The following is a 21,164-nucleotide window of genomic DNA, read 5'->3' on the forward strand; positions in this document are numbered from 1 at the left end:
ATAACATAATTCTATTAAAGGCAGCATATGACACTATGCTGCTTTTTTTGTTTTTATTAATTAGTATACAAATAGTATACAAAATCTTTATTTTAAATCAAAATTAAAATAATAAATTATTAAAAACCACAATTATTCACTTCTATAATAATAAAACAATTTAAAAAATTGATTAAATAATACAAAAAATACTTTTTTCATTTAGCAAAAAATACAACCGAAATTTATATAAATTCCCCAGAAAAGCAGCTAATAGATCATTTATCTTCTTCCTACAATACGCGTAAAACCCTATTAAAAAGACTAAAACTAATAGTCAATAAATAATTTCTTCAAAATATAAAAAATGATAAGAAAATATTTTGTTTTGATATTTACAATAAAAATATAATGAATTAAAAGCCTTGTAATCATTCATTTTCAAGAGGGGGGATAGGTATTTAGGAAATAGATTTACATGAAGAAAAAATTGCTATTATATACTGTTTCTGGAATTCTGCTTTGTTCCAATTCCAGCTTATCTTATGCTTCAAATGAAGTTGTTGCATCATCTTCTTCTAATAAAGCAAAATTATCTCCTTCTATAGCTAAATTATCTCCTTCTAAAGCTAAATACATATCTGAGTATTTTGGGATCAGAGGTTTGTATCCTTATGACAATAATACAAAAGATAAGATTTTCCTTCACAAAATTAAAAAAATTCAAGAAACACAAGAATTCAACAAAAGGGTTGCAGCGAAGCTTCAGAAAGAAAAGATGATCGCAGCAAAAAGGCTTTACACGGCTGAGCAAGAAAATAATTTTAAACAACTTAGCGCTGTGGCTGCAGTTCATGGTTCTTCTCAAACTTCACCTGTAAACTCTACAACACCCACTTCACAAACATCTACTACTCCTCTTCCTGCTCAACCTAAAGCATCTGCACCAGTTAAGGAATCTGAAATATCCGTAAATATTAAAAATGAGCAATCTAGGATTGAGGTTTATGATGGAAACACTAGAGTTTTTGAAAACGTTCAGATTCGTGATAATGCTCTTTCTGTGGATGTATCAGGGCTGAATTCAAAAGCAGAGATAATAAGAGGAACTATAGATTCAGGTGATATTGCGTTAAACGCATCAGATAAAGGAATTATTGAAGCCAAAAACGTTACTGTAACAGCGAAAGGAGCTGGGTTGTTGCTCGTTGATGGTGGTAACATCACACTTGAAAACTCTACTGTAGATGTGACAGGATCGAGTGATACTCATGGTATTTTTTTTATGAATGACGATAGTACTGCCTCTAACCAAAGATCTGCACGAAGCGTCGAACATAAAAATATATCTCTCCTTCCTCAAGGCGTTATTAATAAAGCAACATTAGAGAATACAAAACTTTCTGTTAAAGACGGTGTTGGTATGAATGCAACGCTCGCAAGCGGTGCCGTTGTTCTTAAAGACTCCACGATTTCTGCCGATATTTTGTCACTCAGCGGACAAAGTAATAAAGATTTGGAAAATCAGCAAAATAGTGAAAAAGCGCCCAATCTTTTATTAACTGCAAATCACTCCTATTTAGAAGGTCGTGCCCAAACATTAGGAGCAAGCAAAACTGTTTTCGATCTAAACAATGGCACAAAATGGGTCTTAAAACCTAGCAAAAATCAAACACCTCGTGATGGACTGTCTGATTTGTTTGGTGTGGATGCAAAATCATATTCTAGCCTTTCTGCTCTCAGCGTCCAAAATAGCTCCATCATCTTTGAAGAGCCAATAGAGGGTCGTTATCAAGTTCTACATATAGGATTTAAGCCAGAAAACGAAAATGGCGTGTCAAATATTTTGCCAGCTTATAGTGCTGAAGGCAATGCTGACCTTTACTTAAATGCTGAGTGGAGCCATAACGCGCCAGTGACTGAACAAAAAACTGATCGTGTTTTGATTAAAGGCAATGTATTAGGGAATACAGACGTCTACGTTAATCTTCGTGAAAAGGATAAAAAGTTAGCCAATAGCGAGACTGTCTGGGAAAAGAGTATGGCTTCTACCCCTGCTTCAACGCATGGAATTTCACTCATTCAGGTTTCTGGAAAAGCAGAAAAAGATTCATTCAGGTTGGCAAATGGTTACATAACAATGAAAGGGTTACCTTATAAATATGTGCTCACTGCCTATGGACCAGGAGAATCCGACACGAGCCAAAATATGCTTGGTGGGAAGAACAATGATTTCTGGGACTACCGGTTACAGAATGAATATGTTGATAAAAATAAAAATGTCAGAGCTGTTTTGCCACAAGTAGCAAACTATCTCGTCATGCCAAATAGCTTGTTTTCTGCTGGATATACTGATGCAAATAATCAAAACATAATAGTAGAAAATATGCGTGCAGAAGCGTTTGGGACAGAGAAAAGTGAGAAAAAACAAGGAATTTTCTTGTTTGCTTATGATGATAGAACGACACTATCTTCAGACCGCAGCCCTCTGCAATACGGTTATGGTGCTGATGTGAACTATCATGCTTTACAAGCGGGCGTGACCTTAGCTGCCTTGGAAAGTGATGAAATAACCACAGACGTTGGTCTTTTAGGAACATACGGACAGCTTTCTTTCACTCCAAAGGATATGAAAAATGCTGAAAAAACGACCTTTGATAAATGGTCAGTGACCGCATATGGTGGTATTCAGCATGATAGCGGTCTCTATGTGAACACTTTTGTTTCCTATGGCGCACTAAAAGGAGACATTACTGCTCCTCTCATCAAAGGCACAACAAAATTGGATAATGCCCAAATGTTAAGTGCATCTTCGACTATCGGCCAAAAATTAGCAACCGGTATGGAAGAATTAGTCTTTGAACCACAAGCACAGCTTGTTTATCAAAAACTGATGTTTAACACCATTCAAGATGCTGAAGGGTTTGAAGTGGATATGAACAATCCTTATCAGTGGTTGGTCCGTGTTGGTGGTCGTTTAACGAAAACTATCATCAGTATGAATGAAGGAAATGCTTTCTCCTTTTATGGGAAACTGAATGTTCTTAAAGCTTTTGGTGATAATAGAACAATAAAGATTGGTGATACTTTCCATCTTAGTTCTATGGGATCTTCCATTGAAGGGGGAGTTGGTGTTAATGCACGCTTCTCGCAAAATATAGCATTCCATGGTGGTGTGAGTTATCGGCATAAACTGCAAAAGGCAGGCTCTTCTGGAACCAACTTCTTCGGTGGGCTAAGCTACAATTTCTAAAACAGAACCAATATAAGATAAAACAACATAATTCTATTAAAAGCAGCATATGACATTATGCTGCTTTTTTCTTTATTTATAAGGCCTCTGATTATTTTTAATAAAAATTTTAATCTAAAAACACTCAACAATCATAATTGCTCAAAGCGATAACCAGAAAATAATCTGAAAAAATTAATTAAACAAAAGCTTCTTTTTTATTGAGAATAAAAATATAGAGGAAATATTGTATCATTCGTTCAGAAAAACAGATTTGTATCACTGAATTTTTATAATATGAGCAAAATCTTTTTCAATACTAAGATGAATGAAGTGTAACACATTACACATCGGATAATATCGATGTCATCACTCTCTGTTCCTTATACACAAATTGGTTCTTTAGAGCACAAATTAATCAAAACAGCACCCATAAACACAATATTGTTTTCTATAACACACTACACAAAAATCTTTCCCTATAATTCTATAAGAAGGAAGCAGAAAGCCTTGTTATCAAGAAAAATGCTCCCCTCTCTTTAAAATTCATCGAAATAAGAGTATTTTGTGTAATATGAAAATTAAAGCTACGCAAATTAAATGATGCCAGAGATTATAGTGTTTTTAAACCTTTCAATAAGCACATTTCCATAAAAATTATTTAGTCATTCACAGAAGATATTGACGGAATACGAGATACATCTGTTTCTTTCGTACGCGCAGCGACTTGTAAAGCTTGTGAAAGATCATTAACAGCATCTAAATGCATTTGCAGAAATTCACTGTTACGGCATAACTTTTTCTGCAAATCTGCTAATAATTCCTCTATTTCATTTTCAATATCTTGATTCATATAGCGTTTTACATCGCTCACCGATTTATTAAGATCACGCAATCCCCGTATTTTGCGTAAATTGATTTCTTCATAATCTGGCATACCATGGCTTTCTAGCATAGAGCTTTCATAATCTACCACTTCTGCCAATCCTTTGACAGCCGCTATAAATTTTGTCATTGCCCAATCACGATCAATCTGATCATTGTCAAGCACTTTTGCTTTTGATGCAATCATTTTTATTTCCCCTTCAACCATGTTAAATCTTAATTTTTAATGAGCATAATCAAAGCAGCCTTTTTCAATGTTAACGCATAAATTAAACTCATTTTGTAAATAACTATATCGATGACAGCACAAAATCCTTAAAAAATTTGAATTTGTTTCGCTTTCAACTCATTTTATGAAAATATTTCTTTGCTTGCTTAAAAACCAATCTTAGCGCAGTACCAACTTTACAAAATACAAATATTCTTCAAATTCATACGCAACGAATGTCATATTTTTGACAAAAATTACACGATATGGAATTTTGGTTTTTTTATATGTTGGCGCTTTTCTTTCATGATTTTTAGCTTCACATACAGTGGTAGTGTGTTTTATACGATAAGTTTATATCTTTAAAGATTCCCCTCTCTCAAATTTACTTGTTTCTTGCACAGTGTATCTTGTACACATACAGTATTCTGCACGAAACACAATTTGTCAATAAAAGAACATTACTTAAATGAATTAGCTTTAAACTCCTTTTTTTCAACTTCATTATTAACTTTTATGCAATTATCAGACTATAAGAGGAGCTTATTTATTATTTTTAAATTCAAGAATATCAAACTCCATCATTTTTTATGTAACAAACGACAAGCCTCAACTGACATTTTAATATTTTATTTGCGATAGAGTCTTCTAATACATCACAAAATGGCTTCTATTTTCCACTGATCTTATTTCTTTATTTTTTCTAAACAAAAAAAAATCCATAAAAACAATAATTTTCTCTATAAAAAGGTCTTGTTGAAAAATAAATACTGCCTCAAGAGACTCAAGGTCAAATTACACTGCGCACTTTTTCTGACAATAAAGATACAAAATGCACATATATGAAAAATATCAGTGAGAATCTCTCTTGTTTCAGCTAAATCTTTATCGTTTTATGTGAAACATGGCCGCCACAAAAATATTTTGATAAAATTTATACACCCTAAAAGAACAAAAAATACTGAAAATATCTCTTTATCTTTGTAAAAAAGACATGCTCACTTATTCTTATTTGTTTTACGCTTTGCTTCTTCTCTTGTATCACAATAAAAAACAGAAAAAGTCTTCTAGCTGCTTTGATGAATGACATCTGCAAAAACCGGCAGTGTATAAAATAACCATGAAAGCAATAACTTGATTTGATGAAACAAAAAGCCATTATACTACTTTAGATAAACAAACTCATCCAAATCAAATAGCAACCTTTAAAATATCGCTATCATAACATTTGTCCACCATTTTAACAGCAAATGCTTGCAAAGATGCATTAATGAATTTATAGTCTGTTTATAATTAATATAGCCTCTATGGAGCTTGATGGGTGCTTCGGGTCCCCACTTCAAAGTGCAAATTGTGGGGGAGGGAATTTTATATTCAACAATTGATAGTGTGAGCAAAACCATAAGCTGAAGAGAGCGTATGAGGAATTCTTTTGAAAATTTAGCACGAACTTCCGTAGAAAAGCAGAAAAAAACTGCTCGCCAGCCTATCGTAAAATCCCCTCTTCGCTATCCAGGTGGGAAAAGCCGTGCTGTTCCTATGATTATTGATAATTATATCAAAAAACAAAAAACTTTATGTTCTCCTTTTGTAGGAGGCGGTTCAATTGAGCTCACATTAGCAAAAAGAGGAACAAAAGTTTATGCTTATGATGCCTTTAAACCCCTCGTTATCTTTTGGCAAATGCTCTTAAAAGATGCTCCAGCTCTCGCAGAAAAAGTAAGAGAATATGAAGATATGACTCCTACCTTATTTTATCATCTGCAAAAAACTTTTGGAAACATCACAAATCACTTAGAAATTGCCGCTGCTTTTTTTGCTCTCAACCGCTCCTCTTTTTCTGGAACAACGCTATCTGGTGGCATGTCTCCAGGACATCCAAGATTCAATCACAGCTCTATTGAAAGACTTAAAGAATTTGAGATTGAAAACTTTACCGTCGAGCATGTAGATTTTAAAGAAAGTATTCCTAAACACTCCACCGATTTTCTTTATTGTGATCCTCCGTATTTGATTAACCAAAAGCTTTATGGCGAAAGGGGTGACAAACATAACTCTTTTGATCACCAAGCTCTTGCTAAACTTTTAAAGAATCGCCAAGGATGGGTTTTATCCTATAATGATTGTGCGGAAGTCAGAGAGCTTTATAAAGGGCACAAAATACTGAGTCCTGAATGGACTTATGGTATGGGAAATAATAAAAAGTCCAATGAGCTTTTAATTTTAAGTAAGGACTTTTAAAATCACATGCATCAAGTGGAGAATGGAAAAGCCTTTGAATATGCTTTAGCAAGAGCTTTTAAAGATGTAATACAAGCTCCTATAAAATGTAACCCCTCTTTTCAAATAGCAGAGTCCTTTTATAATGGACTGAGCAATAGTAAAAAGACACTTTTAGATATCGCCTCTATGAAGGCTGCAGCTTTTTTACACGCAAATGATAAAAATATTAAAAATGCGAAAACAATTATCCTTCAAGAAGATTCCGTTGGTATCAAAGGAGATGTTCGAGATATTATTTTAGAAATCCCTGAAAAACCTGTTGGCATTTCTGCAAAACACAATCATAGCGCAATTAAGCACCCTCGCCTCTCCAGTACAATAGATTTTGGAAAAAAATGGACAAATTACCCCTGTAGTAGCCTCTACTTTAATGAAATTAGACCTATTTTTGATTCCTTAGAGAAGCTTCGAGATAAAAAAATGCTTTTTAAAGATATAGAGGATAAAGAAGACAAAATCTATGTCCCTATTTTAAATGCTTTTTCTAAAGAACTACAGAGACTTTGCAGAGATCATCAAGATAAATTTGTGAAACTGTTGTTTCAGTATATTATAGGATCTCATGATTTTTATAAGATTATTATAGACACAAGGTATAAACAGAAATGGATAATCATTCAGCCTTTTAATTTGAATGGTATATTAGGCTATGGTCGTAAATGGAGAATTCCAAGTAAAATCGTCTCCATAGAAATAAAACCAGAGAGTAAGAACAAGCTTATTCTAATTTTTGAAGATGGATGGAGCATTTCCTTTAGAATTCATAACGCATCGAGTAAAGTGGAAGCTTCACTAAAGTTTGATATTCAATTTGTAGGATTATCATCTCAAGTAATCAGCCATCAAATTCCGCTTATTTAACTCTCTCTTATACTGAATATTAAATTGCCCCTGTTTAAAAAACTAAATCAATTTAAATTTACAGTCATACATTTTTACGCTTTTCCGTATTTCTGTATCAGTAACTCCCGCACTTCATCTGCTATTTTTGTTCCACGACTTGCACAACTTACTTTAATAGAGCGATGCAAACTTTCCGGCACATCAATCGTAAGACGCTTCATGCGTTCATCCCCGTTAGCTTGACGGCTTTCTACCCACGCATCAGCTGTTGTAGGAATTGATTTATTTGTCGGCTTTGTACCAATCTTAATTTTTTTGCTCATCCAACGAATTCCTTTATTTCAGCGGCGACAGCTTCAATTTCTGCTGCAGCTGGTCCTTGTTGATCAATTTCATAGACCGCTTTCCCCTGTGCAGCAGCTTCTGCAAAAATCACGCGCTGCGCAACGCTAGAAGAAAAAACCTGCACTGGATAGACTGAAAGAGCTTCACCGACATCACGCCCTATCGCAGTATTTACTATTTTACGATTAATAACAAAAACAGATTTAAGATTTTCTTTATATACACGTGCCTCATCAATAAGCTTTACAATTGCATCAGCCGCCCAAATATCATAAGGACTTGGCTGTACTGGAATAAGCACCAAATCCGAAGCCATAATGGCACTACGCGCAAGATCTGTTACGCGTGGAGGACCATCAATAAAGATATAATCATAGCCTTCACCAATTTGTGTAATCTCTTTATGCACTGTTGCCCGTGGCAGACCAATAACTGGAAATAAAGGAATATCTTCACGCGCAGCAGCCCAATCTAATGCACTGCCTTGAGGGTCTGTATCAATAAACAATACGCGTTCTCCAGCACGTGCAAAACTGGCCGCAAGGTTTATACTTAATGTAGTTTTTCCCACGCCCCCTTTTTGATTCAATAATCCGATTATCATTAATTCCGCCTTTCAGCTTTATCGTTTTTACGATTATACAGAAAACAACAAAGCATACAAGAAACTTATAGCTTAAAAACCATCACCTCTCTGGCTTCAAGATAAAGGCTCCAACATAGTACCATCCTATAATCTTGATTCAACGTATAGAAAGACACTCGCTTAAATCTAGAAAAGTGAAACAGTAATCAACAAAAAGAGAAAAAACTTCACACCTTTTTGAATAAATTTTCTTACCAAGCGAATATATTTTAGCCTCAAATTTTATATCTCTCCTTAAAGCATCTTTTGTAAAAAATTAAAAAAACACCTTAAGATATCCACGAAGTCTCTTCCCGTAATCTCCATAAAGCAAAATGAATATTTTTTTAGAAATACTATTGGGAATATATTAAACAATACAATCATAATTATAAAAAAAATAATTAAATAAGAAAAATTTCCCAAGAAAAAGCAATAAATACAGCTTACATAGACACTTTATTCTTCACTTAGAGTTATTTTTCTCGACAAGAGCAATATTCTTGTTAAGATATTATTAAAATATTTCATCTTCATAATGTCTTTATTTAAAAAGTATTATAAAGATATATTTATTGGAAAAAACAAGAATGAATTTACAACAAATCGAACCTGACATTTTCATTAGTGCCCAAATTAATGTCGAAAATATCGCATCATTGGCAAAAGCAGGATTTAAAACAATTGTTTGCAACCGCCCTGATAAAGAGGATACCGACCAACCTGACTTTTCCGCTATTAAAGCAGAAGCACAAAAATATGGAATAGCTGCTTATCACATTCCTATTACTATGTCTTGCTGCACAGAATCAGATGTCAAAGCTATGCGAGAAATTTTAAAAACAGCGTCTCTTCCTCTGCTTTCCTATTGTCATCTTGGTGGACGTGCGATGCATATTTATCATTTAGCGCGCTTTTGTTAACTACAGGTATTAACAAATGAGAAAGAAATAAAGAGTAAATTTCCAAGTCGAGATAAAGATAAGAGACTTATAAAAAGGCAAAGAAATGACTAAGTCAGATCTTAAGATGTTGAATTCCCTGCCCCATAAACGCAAACTCCATATATTTTACTATATTTTGGAATATCTTTTTGTAATCGTGGTTAGCTTAGGTGCAATAATTGCGGCTCTCATATCGTTTTCAGATCATATCATTAAAGCATATTTTTAAAAGTAAGTGCCTTATCTAGTGACGATAAAGGTTGCGCTTTCGCCAAAACTTCTCTTGCAGCTGCTTCATCACGCTTCATTTGTGCAACCAAAGATTCCAACCCATCAAACTTTTCTTGTCCCCGCAAAAATTGCAAAAAAGAAACGGTGCAATTTTCTCCATAAAGATTATCATTAAAATCAAACAAATAAGTTTCTAAAAGCGGAGCTCCATCTTCAACAACGGTTGGACGACACCCGAAACTTGCGACACCATTATGTAAAGTACCATTTGCACGCTGTAATCGCACCGCATAAACACCATACGCCAAACTGGTTTGAGGAGGTAAAACTTGATTTGCGGTAGGAAAACCTAAACGACGACCAAGTTGTTCACCTTGTACAATATTAGAACACACTCGATAATGATACCCTAATAAAGCGGCAGCTTTTTCCACTTCCCCTTGTGAGAGAAGCTGGCGAATAAAGCTAGAGGAAATCATTTTTTGTTGTGCATCTTGAGAACTGGAAAGACATGGCACCTGAACAACTTCAAACCCACATTCTTTCCCTCTTTGACCAAGAAGATGAGAATCTCCACTTTTTTTATAACCAAACCGAAAATTTTCACCCGTCACCACCGCCGAAACATCGAAAGCTTTTTGTAAAACCTCATCGATAAAGCCATCTGCTGAAAGAACGGCTAAATTTGCATCAAAAATTTGTTCAACTACACCACTAAATCCAAGAATTTTAAAAATTTCAGCCTTTTGAGCCGCTGCTGTTAAACGATCAACAGGTGTTGATTGTTGAAAAAAGCTTCTCGGGTGGGGCTCAAATGTTAAGATAAGGGCTGGTTTATTTTTTATACGCGCTAAATCGAGAGCTTTTTTTAATACTGCTTGATGCCCGCAATGAACACCGTCAAAATTTCCGATTGCCAGCACCCCTCCCCGCCAACTTAACGGAATCTCATTCATATTTTGAAGACGCAAAAAATCAGACATTACTGCAGTGCCCACATTACTGCTTGTGGCCAATAACCATATTTTTGAAGAAATGCGCTCAAAGCCTCTTTATCTATCACACCGTTTTTTACATATTCATAACGGTTAACACCACTCATGATATAGAGTACATCAAGGCTAAAATCTATCGCACCTTTAACATCAGTTAAAAGACCATCTCCAATAGCTAAAATTCGACTTTTTTCCACTGTTCCACGGATTTGTTGAAGCGTCTTTAAAGCACAATCATAAATGGGCATGTGAGGTTTTCCAGCGATACGCACCTCTCCCCCTAATTTTTGGTAAAGCTGGGCGAGTGCACCAGCGCACCAAAATTCCTGATCTCCATAATGTACAAGAATATCAGGATTGGCACAAATAAACGGCAAATTTCGTGCCAACATACGCTGAAACATCTTTTCATAAGCCTGAGGTGTTTCATCAAGTTCTTCAAGAAAGCCGCTACAAACAATCACAGATGCTTCCCATTCCTCAACCAGTTCGCAATCAAGTCCTTCAAACAAAATTAAATCACGCTGCGGACCAATGAAAAAAACTTTACGCGGAGCAACACGGATAAGGTCCCGTGTTACATCACCAGAAGTGATGACTGCATCATAATAACCACTGTGAATATTCATGCTTTCTAACTGATCGATCACATCATCTTTTGGTCGAGGTGAATTGGTCAAAAAAATAACATTCTTGTCCATCTCTTTAATTTTGTGTAACACTTTCAATGCCGGCTCAAAGACATGCATCCCATTATGCACGACTCCCCAGACATCACAAAAGACAGCATCATACTGTGCTATAATACTACTAATATCAGAGAGCTCGTTCATGTTACACCTTTATATGTTTGCCGTTTACCAAACTGTGTTTTAATTCAGAATTACTTACCGAAAGATCGTTCTCCTGTCATCTGCTTTCTCAACATTATTTGTTTTTTACCATCCACTCTCTCACTTATACAAATTTTATCATTGATGATGAAAATAACAGCAAATTCCTTATTTTTTGCAGCTAGTGTTACCAAAGCCACAGAGCTTTGGTGAGAATCTTCTTTTCCACAAACAGACAGCAATTTAAGCATAACAGCTGCTATACATTAACCTTTGACCAGAGAATTTTTTTCAACCACTCGTCTTTGATCACGGTATAAATAAAATTGCTGACAAGCAACATTTCGTCATAAATATATTTTTCTTACAAATCCTCTCACTGTTTTATAATGTATCTAAAAAAACGCGTATGATGCAATTCAAATGCTGAAATTTCTTATAGAAGATAAAACTGCATAAGGTGAATTGTTTGGAAGCTCATGAAAAAATACCACAAAACAATTTAATAAGACGCTCATGGAGGTATTATAAAACAAAAAGTAGCTTTATAATAAAACGCATAAGATTAATAAAATGCGAAAAATAATAAGACCAAAAGATTGAAAATATCATTGTTATGGCATGCTTTATTAGAGAAAAAATCAAAATTTAAACGAAAGAAACTGTAGAAACATAATATCTCAAAAAAGAAACATCACACGATCGTATGGCTATCCCATTTTATGGGCTTTTTTCATTTGTTATTACATCCTTTTGGGGAGAAAGACTGATCGGAGATGATTGTTCTTTCTCTCCCAATCTTTGGTATAAAACAAAACAAATCTGATAAATTTTACAGAAAAAAAACTATAATGTAGCAAAATAATAAAGAAAGAGTGCTTTAAACGCACTCTTATTGACAGAAATATAAACACCATCGTAAAACACTTCAAAAATGAATGTGATGCCAACATACTAGTCATGTTTTGATGATCTAAAAGAGTTTTTATTTGTTTTTTATCACCTCTGCTTAACGAGTCCGATGTATTTTAATGACCCTGATTAAAAAATTTGCAACTGTTGCCTCTGGAACCTTAATGAGCCGCGTTTTTGGTTTTGTGCGCGAAGTATTGATGGCCGCAGCTCTTGGTACGGGTCCTGTCTCCGACGCGTTTAACGCTGCTTTTCGCTTTCCAAATACATTTCGCCGTTTTTTTGCTGAAGGCGCTTTTAACGCAGCTTTTGTTCCTCTTTTTTCAAAAAAAATTACCAAAGATGGCAAAGAAATTGCATGTCAATTTGCAGAAGAAGTCTTTGGTGTTCTTTTTTCAATGCTCTTACTCTTAACCATTGCCATGGAATTGAGTATGCCGTTTTTGGTACGAACCATTATTGCTCCAGGCTTTGCAGAAGATACAACAAAATTTAATGCCACAATTCATTTTACTGCAATCATGTTTCCTTATTTAACCTGCATGTCATTAGCAGCCATGATGGGGGGAATGCTTAATGCCCTGCGACGTTATTTTGTTGCGGCTGTTGCCCCTCTCTTTTTGAATATTATCTTGATTGGCGTACTCGCCTATGCTTGGCTATACCAACTTGATGCTTGGCATATTGGACTCAATCTTTCTTGGGGTGTCATGGTGGCAGGATTGCTCCAACTCACTTTGATTGCCATTGCTTTACACAAAAATGGCATGAAAATTTCCTTCCGCTTTCCCCGTTTTAGCCCTAATGTGCGAAAATTATTAACTTTAGCATTTCCTGCTGCCATCACAGGAGGAATTACACAGATCAACTTATTAATTAATACCAATATTGCTTCAAGCCAATCTGGAGCTGTCTCCTCTCTGGTCTATGCGGATCGTCTTTATCAATTACCACTAGGCGTTATAGCAATTGCGGTCGCAACCGTTCTTTTACCGGAATTAACAAGAGCACTCCGTAGTCAACAACACACAGAAACCAATAACTTACAAAATCGTTCTATTGAATTAACTTTATTGTTGACTTTACCTGCATCTGTTGCCTTTTTAATGCTCTCCACCCCGATTGTTAGCCTGCTTTTTGAGCGTGGACAATTTACCAGCCAATCAACATATCATGTCGCACAATTACTTGAACTTTATGGAATAGGACTTCCCGCTTTTGTTTTAATAAAGGTTTTTATTCCTCATTTTTTTGCCCGCGAAGATACAAAAACACCCATGATTTTTACAGGTATTTGTGTTGTTATCAATATCAGCCTAGCTTTAACATTATTTCCTATTTTATCAGCGCGAGGCATCGTCATTGCCGAAATTATCTCTGGATGGGTCAACACATTGTTGCTTTGTGGTATTCTCCTTAAACGCGGACACTGGAAATACGATGCACCGCTGATAAAGCGAATTATGCGACTCATCATTGCCACCCTTTTAAATGTAATAATTTTGTATTACATAATTAACGTTCTTGATTTTTTTTCTTTCGCTCTATCCTCACAAGCATCGCTTTTTTTGCGGGCTGGCACCTTAGCAGGAATAATGGTAGTGGTACTTTCAGTTTATTTTATTATCTATTTTTTATTTAATCCGAGCTCTTTTCTCTGTACCTTAAAAAAATTTAAACAACGCTTATGATATTTATCTTAGCGTAAAAAAAATGCTTTATCACAACATTACTAAATGAATGACAGCATAAAGAAAGAATTATCCTATGGAAGAAACTTTCACACCTCTTGTTTTTTCTGGCGTACAACCGAGTGGGAACCTGCATCTTGGCAATTATCTTGGAGCCATTAAACAGTGGGTTGAGTTGCAAAAATCCTATGACTGTTTGTACTGTGTTGTCGATATGCACGCACTCACAGTTAACCCGAACCCTCTGGCATTAAGGGAATCAACTAGAGCCGTTACAGCAGCCTTCTTAGCTGCCGGCATTGATCCTAAAAAGCAAATTATCTTTAACCAATCACAAGTGTTTCAACATGCTGAATTAGCGTGGATTTTAAATTGTATTGCCCGCGTTGGCTGGCTTCAACGCATGACGCAATTTAAAGATAAAGCAGGAAAAAATCGTGAACAGGCATCCCTTGGACTTTTTTCTTATCCAAGCCTGATGGCTGCCGATATTTTAGTCTATCGTGCGACTCATGTCCCCGTGGGAGAAGACCAAAAACAACATGTTGAGCTCACGCGCGATATTGCACAAAAATTTAACCATGACTATAATGATCGCATTGTAGATCTGAACTTTGGTGTCTCTATGAAAATAGGAGAGGAAAAAAAACAAGGCTTTTTCCCAATGCCAGAAGCGCTTATCGAAGAAACCGTCATGCGCGTTATGTCTTTGCGTGATGGTACCAAAAAAATGTCTAAATCGGACCCTTCAGATTTTTCGCGCATTAATTTAACCGATGATGCTGATCTTATCGCAAAAAAAATACGCAAAGCAAAAACCGATTCCGCCCCTCTTCCCGATACAGTTACTGCCCTAAAGGACCGACCAGAAATCGATAATTTGCTTGGTATTTATGCTGCCTTTGCAGAAATGAGCAAAGAAAGGGTTCTTTCAGCGTTTTCTGGACAACAGTTTTCTCTTTTCAAAAAAGCTTTATCTGATCTTGCCGTTCATAAGCTTGCACCAATAACAGAAGAATTACGTCGTCTGAACCAAGAAAGTGATTACATTGATACTATTCTACGTGATGGTGCAGAGCGCGCAAGCACATTGGCAGAAAAAAACATGAAAAAAATTCGTGAAATTGTTGGATTTTTACACAATTCATGAAACAATGGAATTTTAATTATAAAGAATAAAAAGAACACATGGTCGCTCAACAAAAGAAAACAAAGATAAATCGTAAGAAAAAAATTTTAGTTTTCATCGATGACACACCAGAATGTCAACGTGCTGTTGCCTTTGCCGCACAGCATGCCCAAAATACCAAAAGAACATTAGTGTTTCTTTCTGTAATTGATAGTTCAGAGTTTCAACATTTTTTAGGTGTAAATGACGTTATGCGAACGGAATTAACGCAAAAAGCACATGAAAAATTAAAAAAAATAGCTGATAATGTGCGCACCACGCATCCCATTAAAACGGAAGTGATTGTGCGTGAAGGAAAAAAAGTTGATGAAATTCTTAAATTAATCGACCAAGATAAGAAAATCATTCTCCTTGTTTTAGCTGCAAGCGGGCATACAGATGGACCAGGACCACTTATTCAATTAATCGCTCATAAAGGATCATCTTTCTCAATCCCCGTTACTGTCATTCCAAGCAACCTTGCCGACGAAGATATTGAATCTATCGCTTAAAATACAATATTTAAATTTTAGGATTAATTATTTTTCTGATCCTTAAGAACAAAGGAGGATGTATGTTTATACAAACTGAAACCACACCAAATCCTGAAACACTAAAATTTTTGCCAGGTCGTATGGTTCTTCCTGAGGGTGTGTTAGAATTTCGTTCACAAGAAGAAACCACCCAAAGTTCGCCTTTAGCGGCAAAGCTATTTAACATTCCCAATGTCAGCGGTGTGTTTTTGGGGTATGATTTCATTACCGTAACAAAAAAAGACGGTGAATGGCAGCATCTTAAACCAGCCATTTTGGGCACCATTATGGAACATTTTCTTTCTGGTGATCCTGTGATCACGACTGATGCTACAACAAAAGCACAAGCTCATGCGCTTGAAAAAGAATTTTATGACGAAAAAGACTTCGAAACTGTCTTAATTATTAAAGAACTTCTTGAAACACGTGTTCGCCCAGCTGTTGCCAATGATGGTGGAGACATTACTTTCCGCGGATTTGAAAATGGTATTGTTTACCTTAATATGCGAGGAGCTTGTGCTGGATGTCCCTCTTCAACCGCAACACTGAAACATGGTATCGAAAACCTTTTACGGCATTTTATTCCAGAAGTTTTAGGTGTTGAAGCAATGCCGCAGTAAACGAAGACTTTGTGTCAGTTATCTCTATCTCATTGCAGTATTTAAAGAGAGATATGAAAGACCTTTAGAGCTTCTGATGCAGAAAATTTAAAATATTGAAGCAATCCCACTAATAAACAGGTATCTTGTGTAGATCTTCTATTCAATTGAAGACTTAAAAACATGTATGAAAGATCTATACAGCACCTGATCAGAAAATTTTAAATGCTAAAATGATCCCACAATAAACAAAGATGAGATCTGACAAAATGCCCATAAAAGCCAATTTTATCAAGCATGAAACAAATTCTCTATGGATACAGCGACATAAGATAAAAAGCTATTCCACTACAATCGTATCGCGACAATCGTCTTGATAACTTCCTTGAAAAAGCTGAACGACAATTTTTTTGATAAAACAAATCTCAAATTTTGCAAATTCACTTTGCAAAATTTGCAAAGGTGGATGCACATATAAAATTGTAAGCAATTAAACTTTTTTAACAAATTCTGATTTTAAGCCAATTTGACCAATCCCAGAAATTTTGCAATCAATATTATGATCACCATCTACTAAACGGATATTTTTTACTTTAGTGCCACTTTTTAAAACGGATGCAGCGCCCTTTATTTTAAGATCTTTTATCACAATAACGCTATCCCCGTTTGTCAAAACATTACCATTTGCATCATAAACAACATCGGCAATAGAAGAGCTTTCAACTTTTTGTGGCCACTCATGTGCACACTCAGGACATACAAAGTTATCATCTTCTTCATAAGTATAAAGGCTACCACAGTGAGGGCATTTAGGATATTGGTTCATATATTTACCTTATTATCCAAGAACAGTCATTTATGTAAGCGGTCATAAAGCAAGAAGTGCTGATTGTCTATTGTTAAAGCAAGATACTCTTAAAGTATAATATTCTGAAAACACAAAATTTTTTATTAAGAGAATAAAAAAGATATTCACCTTCGCTGTTATCGAACGGATTTTTTATTGTCATGAACAAAAATTGTTTTCACTTGTGCCATTTTCCACAAAATAAAAAAGCTACAATATAATAATAGCATAATGATCATTGTATTTTTTTTAATCTACTTTTTGCATGACAGCACATCTTCAAAAGTGCGTTTTATACGTCATCATAAAATGGATAAAAAGAAACATTTTATAAAAAAAAACGGGTCGATTGACCCGTTTTCTTTAACCATTATAGACCGAAGGGCTTAGAAATCCATTCCACCCATTCCGCCCATTCCACCCATTCCGCCACCTGGCATTGAAGGCATTGGAGTGTCTTTTTTGGGAACTTCAGCAACCATAGCTTCTGTTGTAATGAGAAGGCTAGCAATTGAGGCTGCATTCTGAAGGGCAGAACGCACAACTTTCACTGGGTCAACAATTCCGAAAGAAATCAAATCACCAAATTGACCTGTTGCAGTGTTGTAACCAAATGTGTCTGAATTATTTTCAAGTATTTTTCCAACAATAATCGCAGCTTCTTCACCTGCATTGGTTGCAATTTGACGTGCTGGTGCCTGTAGAGCACGACGGACAATATTGATACCAGCTTCTTGATCAGGATTGTTTCCTTTAATCGTCAATGTATTTGCAGCACGAAGCAAGGCTGTTCCACCACCAGCAACAATACCTTCTTCCACAGCAGCACGTGTTGCATTCAGGGCGTCATCAACACGATCTTTCTTTTCTTTCACTTCAACTTCTGTTGCACCACCAACACGGATAACAGCAACACCACCAGCAAGTTTAGCAAGTCTTTCTTGCAATTTTTCACGGTCATAGTCAGAAGTTGTTTCTTCGATTTGTGCTTTAATCTGGTTTACACGAGCTTCAATTTCAGCTTTGCGTCCAGCACCATCAATAATCGTTGTATTTTCTTTAGAAATATTCACTTTCTTTGCACGACCAAGCATGTCCAAAGTGACATTTTCTAATTTAATACCAACATCTTCAGAAATAACCTGACCCGATGTCAAGATTGCAATATCTTCAAGCATTGCTTTACGGCGATCACCAAATCCTGGAGCTTTCACAGCAGCAATTTTCAAACCACCACGCAATTTGTTAACAACCAGAGTTGCCAAAGCTTCACCTTCCACATCTTCAGCAATAATAAGAAGTGGTTTTCCAGACTGAACAACAGCTTCAAGTACTGGAAGAAGAGATTGCAAATTAGATAATTTCTTTTCGTGAATGAGAATGTAAGGATCGTCGAGGTCAGCAACCATTTTCTCAGCATTTGTTACAAAGTAAGGAGAAAGGTATCCACGATCGAATTGCATTCCTTCAACGACTTCTAACTCAGTTTCAGCCGTTTTTGCTTCTTCTACAGTAATAACACCTTCATTGCCCACTTTTTCCATGGCACTAGCGATCATTTTACCGATTTCTTCAGCACCATTAGCAGAGATTGTTCCTACTTGCGCAATTTCTTCTGAAGTTTGGATTTTTTTTGCTTTTTTGAAAAGACTTGCGACCACTTCGTCAACCGCAGCATCAATACCACGCTTCAGATCCATTGGATTCATACCAGCAGCAACAGCTTTCACACCTTCTTGCACAATAGCCTGTCCTAGAACAGTTGCTGTTGTTGTTCCATCACCAGCGATATCATTTGTTTTCGAAGCAACTTCGCGCAACATTTGTGCGCCCATATTTTCAAACTTATCTTCTAGTTCAATTTCTTTTGCGACGGATACACCATCTTTTGTAATGCGAGGTGCACCAAATGATTTGTCAATCACAACATTACGACCTTTAGGGCCGAGCGTTACTTTAACAGCGTTAGCAAGGATATCAACACCGCGTACCAAACGCTCACGCGCTTCACGGCCAAATTTGACTTCTTTAGCAGCCATTTAACTTCTCCTTGGAGTTGTATTAAAATAGTACAAAATGCAAAAATTTAAGAGACTGGATTATCCCAAAATTCCCATAATGTCAGATTCTTTCATGATTAAGAGGTCTTCACCATCGATCTTTACTTCAGTTCCAGACCATTTTCCAAACAAGATACGATCTCCTGTTTTAACTTCTAAAGGCACACGTTTTCCATTATTATCGAGTGCTCCATTACCAATAGCAATAACTTCACCTTCTTGAGGTTTTTCTTTTGCTGTATCTGGAATAATGATCCCACCAGCAGTTTTACTTTCAGATTCAACCCGACGAACAACGACACGATCGTGAAGTGGGCGGAATTTTATGTTAGCCATGTTTAACATCCTCAAACTTAATATAATTGTATTAATCTTAAGTCCTTGTTAGCACTCTTCAGTGAGAAGTGCTAATATGCTCTGAAATATAAAATCACTATTTTCCGATGTCAAGGATTTGCCACAAATAATTTACTTTAACCTCTGCAAACTCTTGCTTCCTTTTTCTATTTTACGTTATCTACTGTTTATAGCCAATGAACATAAAAGGATTTTATCATGGTTGAAACACGTCAGGAAACTGATAGCTTTGGAACGATCTCAGTACGTCAAGACCGTTATTGGGGAGCACAAACTGAACGTTCATTGCATAATTTCAATATTGGTATAGAAAAACAACCTCTTACTATCATCTATGCCTTAAGCCTCATCAAAAAAGCAGCTGCTTTTGTGAATATGGAAAAAGGAAAGCTTCCTCAAAACATAGGCAAAGCAATCATTACTGCTGCAGATGAAGTGCTTTCCGGTGCACTTGATGAGCATTTCCCACTTTCTGTCTGGCAAACAGGTTCTGGTACACAGAGCAATATGAATGTGAACGAAGTTATCGCCAACTATGCAAACATGCTTTTGGGAGGGAAATTAGGCAGCAAATCTCCTGTTCACCCCAATGATCACGTCAATATGAGCCAATCGTCGAATGATTCTTTTCCTACAGCGCTGCATATTGCAACCACACTACAAACACGCCAACACCTTCTTCCTATTCTTGATGCTCTTATTAAAACTTTTGAAAAAAAAGAAGAAGAATTTGCTGATATTATAAAAATCGGTCGTACCCATACACAAGATGCAACACCACTTACTTTAGGACAAGAGTTCTCAGGATACCGCGCTGCACTGCAAGCCGATCGCAAGCGCATCGAAGATTCTCTTGCTGATGTTCAGATGCTTGCTCAAGGAGGAACAGCTGTAGGCACAGGACTGAATGCACCAAAAGGCTTTGACGTTGCATTTGCTGAAAAAATCAGCGAATTAACAAAAATACACTTTCAAACAGCTAGCAACAAATTTGAAGCGCTTGCACATCATGGAGCCTTAACATATTTCCATGGAAGCCTGAATGCGTTAGCTGCTGACCTCTTTAAAATTGCTAATGATATTCGATTCTTGGGATCTGGTCCCCGCTCCGGATTGGGTGAACTAAGCCTTCCAGAAAACGAACCAGGATCTTCCATTATGCCAGGAAAAGTCAATCCCACACAGTGTGAAGCAATGACTATGGTGGCATGTCAGGTCTTTGGAAATCATACCAGTGTAACATTTGCTGCAAGCCAAGGACATTTTGAGCTTAACGTTTTTAAACCTGTGATTGGTTATAATGTTTTGCAATCTATTACGCTTCTTGGAGATTGCATGCGCTCTTTTGATGTGCATTGCATTCAAGGATTACGCGCTAATCGTATCCATATTCACTCTCTCATGGAACGCTCTCTCATGCTGGTAACAGCTCTTGCACCGGAGATTGGATATGAAAAAGCAGCTGAAATTGCTAAAGCGGCGCATAAAAATGATACAACCTTGCGTGCTGAAGCTATAAAAGCTGGCGTTTCTGGAGAAGATTATGATCGACTTGTTGATCCTAAAAAGATGATCCATCCACAATAACAACGAG

The 21,164-nt window shown here is 36.2% G+C and carries 18 protein-coding genes; 9 read left to right on the forward strand and 9 right to left on the reverse strand.

The window, feature by feature from the left end; translation table 11 throughout:
- Positions 1-457: 457 nt before the first annotated feature.
- Positions 458-3,232 (forward strand): autotransporter outer membrane beta-barrel domain-containing protein, encoded by a 2,775-nt coding sequence (locus V4P55_RS04455; RefSeq protein WP_455473911.1) that lies wholly within the window; start codon positions 458-460, stop codon positions 3,230-3,232.
- A gap of 640 nt (positions 3,233-3,872) precedes the next feature.
- On the opposite strand, the gene V4P55_RS04460 is transcribed toward V4P55_RS04455, so the two are convergent.
- Positions 3,873-4,283 (reverse strand): flagellar protein FlgN, encoded by a 411-nt coding sequence (locus V4P55_RS04460; RefSeq protein ID WP_455473912.1) that lies wholly within the window; start codon positions 4,281-4,283, stop codon positions 3,873-3,875.
- 1,440 nt (positions 4,284-5,723) lie between these two features.
- Here V4P55_RS04460 and V4P55_RS04465 point away from each other — a divergent pair.
- Both V4P55_RS04465 and V4P55_RS04470 read left to right on the forward strand, forming a co-directional pair.
- Positions 5,724-6,545 carry a DNA adenine methylase gene (locus V4P55_RS04465; protein ID WP_455473913.1) on the forward strand — a complete coding sequence of 274 codons (822 nt, stop codon included), beginning with the start codon at positions 5,724-5,726 and terminating at the stop codon, positions 6,543-6,545.
- 6 nt (positions 6,546-6,551) lie between these two features.
- Positions 6,552-7,448, forward strand: coding sequence for a HaeIII family restriction endonuclease (locus tag V4P55_RS04470; protein ID WP_455473914.1), 897 nt, complete (start codon positions 6,552-6,554; stop codon positions 7,446-7,448).
- A gap of 74 nt (positions 7,449-7,522) precedes the next feature.
- On the opposite strand, the gene V4P55_RS04475 is transcribed toward V4P55_RS04470, so the two are convergent.
- Together V4P55_RS04475 and parA are read right to left on the reverse strand one after the other, a co-directional pair.
- On the reverse strand, positions 7,523-7,753 hold the full coding sequence (locus V4P55_RS04475; protein WP_455473915.1) for a plasmid partition protein ParG: 231 nt from the start codon (positions 7,751-7,753) through the stop codon (positions 7,523-7,525).
- Positions 7,750-8,379 carry a ParA family partition ATPase gene (gene parA / locus V4P55_RS04480; RefSeq protein WP_455473916.1) on the reverse strand — a complete coding sequence of 210 codons (630 nt, stop codon included), beginning with the start codon at positions 8,377-8,379 and terminating at the stop codon, positions 7,750-7,752. Before parA ends, V4P55_RS04475 begins: the two co-directional genes overlap by 4 nt.
- A 611-nt stretch (positions 8,380-8,990) precedes the next feature.
- On the opposite strand from parA, the gene V4P55_RS04485 reads away from it, so the two are divergent.
- Complete coding sequence (locus tag V4P55_RS04485) at positions 8,991-9,323, forward strand: TIGR01244 family sulfur transferase (RefSeq protein ID WP_455473917.1); 333 nt, start codon at positions 8,991-8,993, stop codon at positions 9,321-9,323.
- Positions 9,324-9,556: 233 nt separating this feature from the next.
- Here the strand turns inward: V4P55_RS04485 and V4P55_RS04490 are convergent, their stop codons facing one another.
- From V4P55_RS04490 to V4P55_RS04500, 3 genes are read right to left on the reverse strand one after another with little or no spacing between them, the layout of a single operon-like run.
- A complete protein-coding gene (locus tag V4P55_RS04490) occupies positions 9,557-10,558 on the reverse strand; it encodes a bifunctional riboflavin kinase/FAD synthetase (protein ID WP_455473918.1) in 1,002 nt (333 codons plus the stop codon).
- Positions 10,558-11,403, reverse strand: coding sequence for a TIGR01459 family HAD-type hydrolase (locus V4P55_RS04495; RefSeq protein ID WP_455473919.1), 846 nt, complete (start codon positions 11,401-11,403; stop codon positions 10,558-10,560). The genes V4P55_RS04490 and V4P55_RS04495 overlap by 1 nt, the downstream gene beginning before the upstream one ends.
- Positions 11,404-11,453: 50 nt before the next feature.
- A complete protein-coding gene (locus V4P55_RS04500; RefSeq protein ID WP_455473920.1) occupies positions 11,454-11,654 on the reverse strand; it encodes a hypothetical protein in 201 nt (66 codons plus the stop codon).
- A 780-nt stretch (positions 11,655-12,434) separates the two neighbouring features.
- Here V4P55_RS04500 and murJ point away from each other — a divergent pair.
- The 4 genes from murJ (at position 12,435) to V4P55_RS04520 (ending at position 16,327) form a co-directional block, all read left to right on the forward strand.
- On the forward strand, positions 12,435-14,006 hold the full coding sequence (murJ, locus tag V4P55_RS04505; protein WP_455473921.1) for a murein biosynthesis integral membrane protein MurJ: 1,572 nt from the start codon (positions 12,435-12,437) through the stop codon (positions 14,004-14,006).
- Between the two features lie 76 nt (positions 14,007-14,082).
- Positions 14,083-15,156: a tryptophan--tRNA ligase gene (gene trpS / locus V4P55_RS04510; protein ID WP_455473922.1), complete on the forward strand. Its 1,074-nt coding sequence runs from the start codon at positions 14,083-14,085 to the stop codon at positions 15,154-15,156.
- Between the two features lie 38 nt (positions 15,157-15,194).
- Entirely contained in the window at positions 15,195-15,686 is a 492-nt protein-coding gene (locus tag V4P55_RS04515; RefSeq protein ID WP_455473923.1) for a universal stress protein, read from the forward strand.
- A gap of 62 nt (positions 15,687-15,748) precedes the next feature.
- Complete coding sequence (locus tag V4P55_RS04520; RefSeq protein WP_455473924.1) at positions 15,749-16,327, forward strand: NifU family protein; 579 nt, start codon at positions 15,749-15,751, stop codon at positions 16,325-16,327.
- A gap of 469 nt (positions 16,328-16,796) precedes the next feature.
- Here the strand turns inward: V4P55_RS04520 and V4P55_RS04525 are convergent, their stop codons facing one another.
- From V4P55_RS04525 to groES, 3 genes are all read right to left on the reverse strand, one after another.
- The gene (locus tag V4P55_RS04525) at positions 16,797-17,132 is read right to left on the reverse strand and encodes a zinc ribbon domain-containing protein YjdM (RefSeq protein WP_455473925.1); all 336 of its coding nucleotides are present in this window, start codon (positions 17,130-17,132) and stop codon (positions 16,797-16,799) included.
- 407 nt (positions 17,133-17,539) lie between these two features.
- Positions 17,540-19,192 (reverse strand): chaperonin GroEL, encoded by a 1,653-nt coding sequence (gene groL, locus V4P55_RS04530; protein ID WP_455473926.1) that lies wholly within the window; start codon positions 19,190-19,192, stop codon positions 17,540-17,542.
- A 60-nt stretch (positions 19,193-19,252) separates the two neighbouring features.
- Positions 19,253-19,549, reverse strand: coding sequence for a co-chaperone GroES (gene groES, locus V4P55_RS04535; RefSeq protein WP_455473927.1), 297 nt, complete (start codon positions 19,547-19,549; stop codon positions 19,253-19,255).
- Positions 19,550-19,768: 219 nt separating this feature from the next.
- On the opposite strand from groES, the gene fumC reads away from it, so the two are divergent.
- Entirely contained in the window at positions 19,769-21,157 is a 1,389-nt protein-coding gene (gene fumC, locus V4P55_RS04540; protein ID WP_455473928.1) for a class II fumarate hydratase, read from the forward strand.
- The last annotated feature ends 7 nt before the right edge of the window (positions 21,158-21,164 follow it).

This window comes from Bartonella sp. B30(2025) (assembly GCF_053793825.1).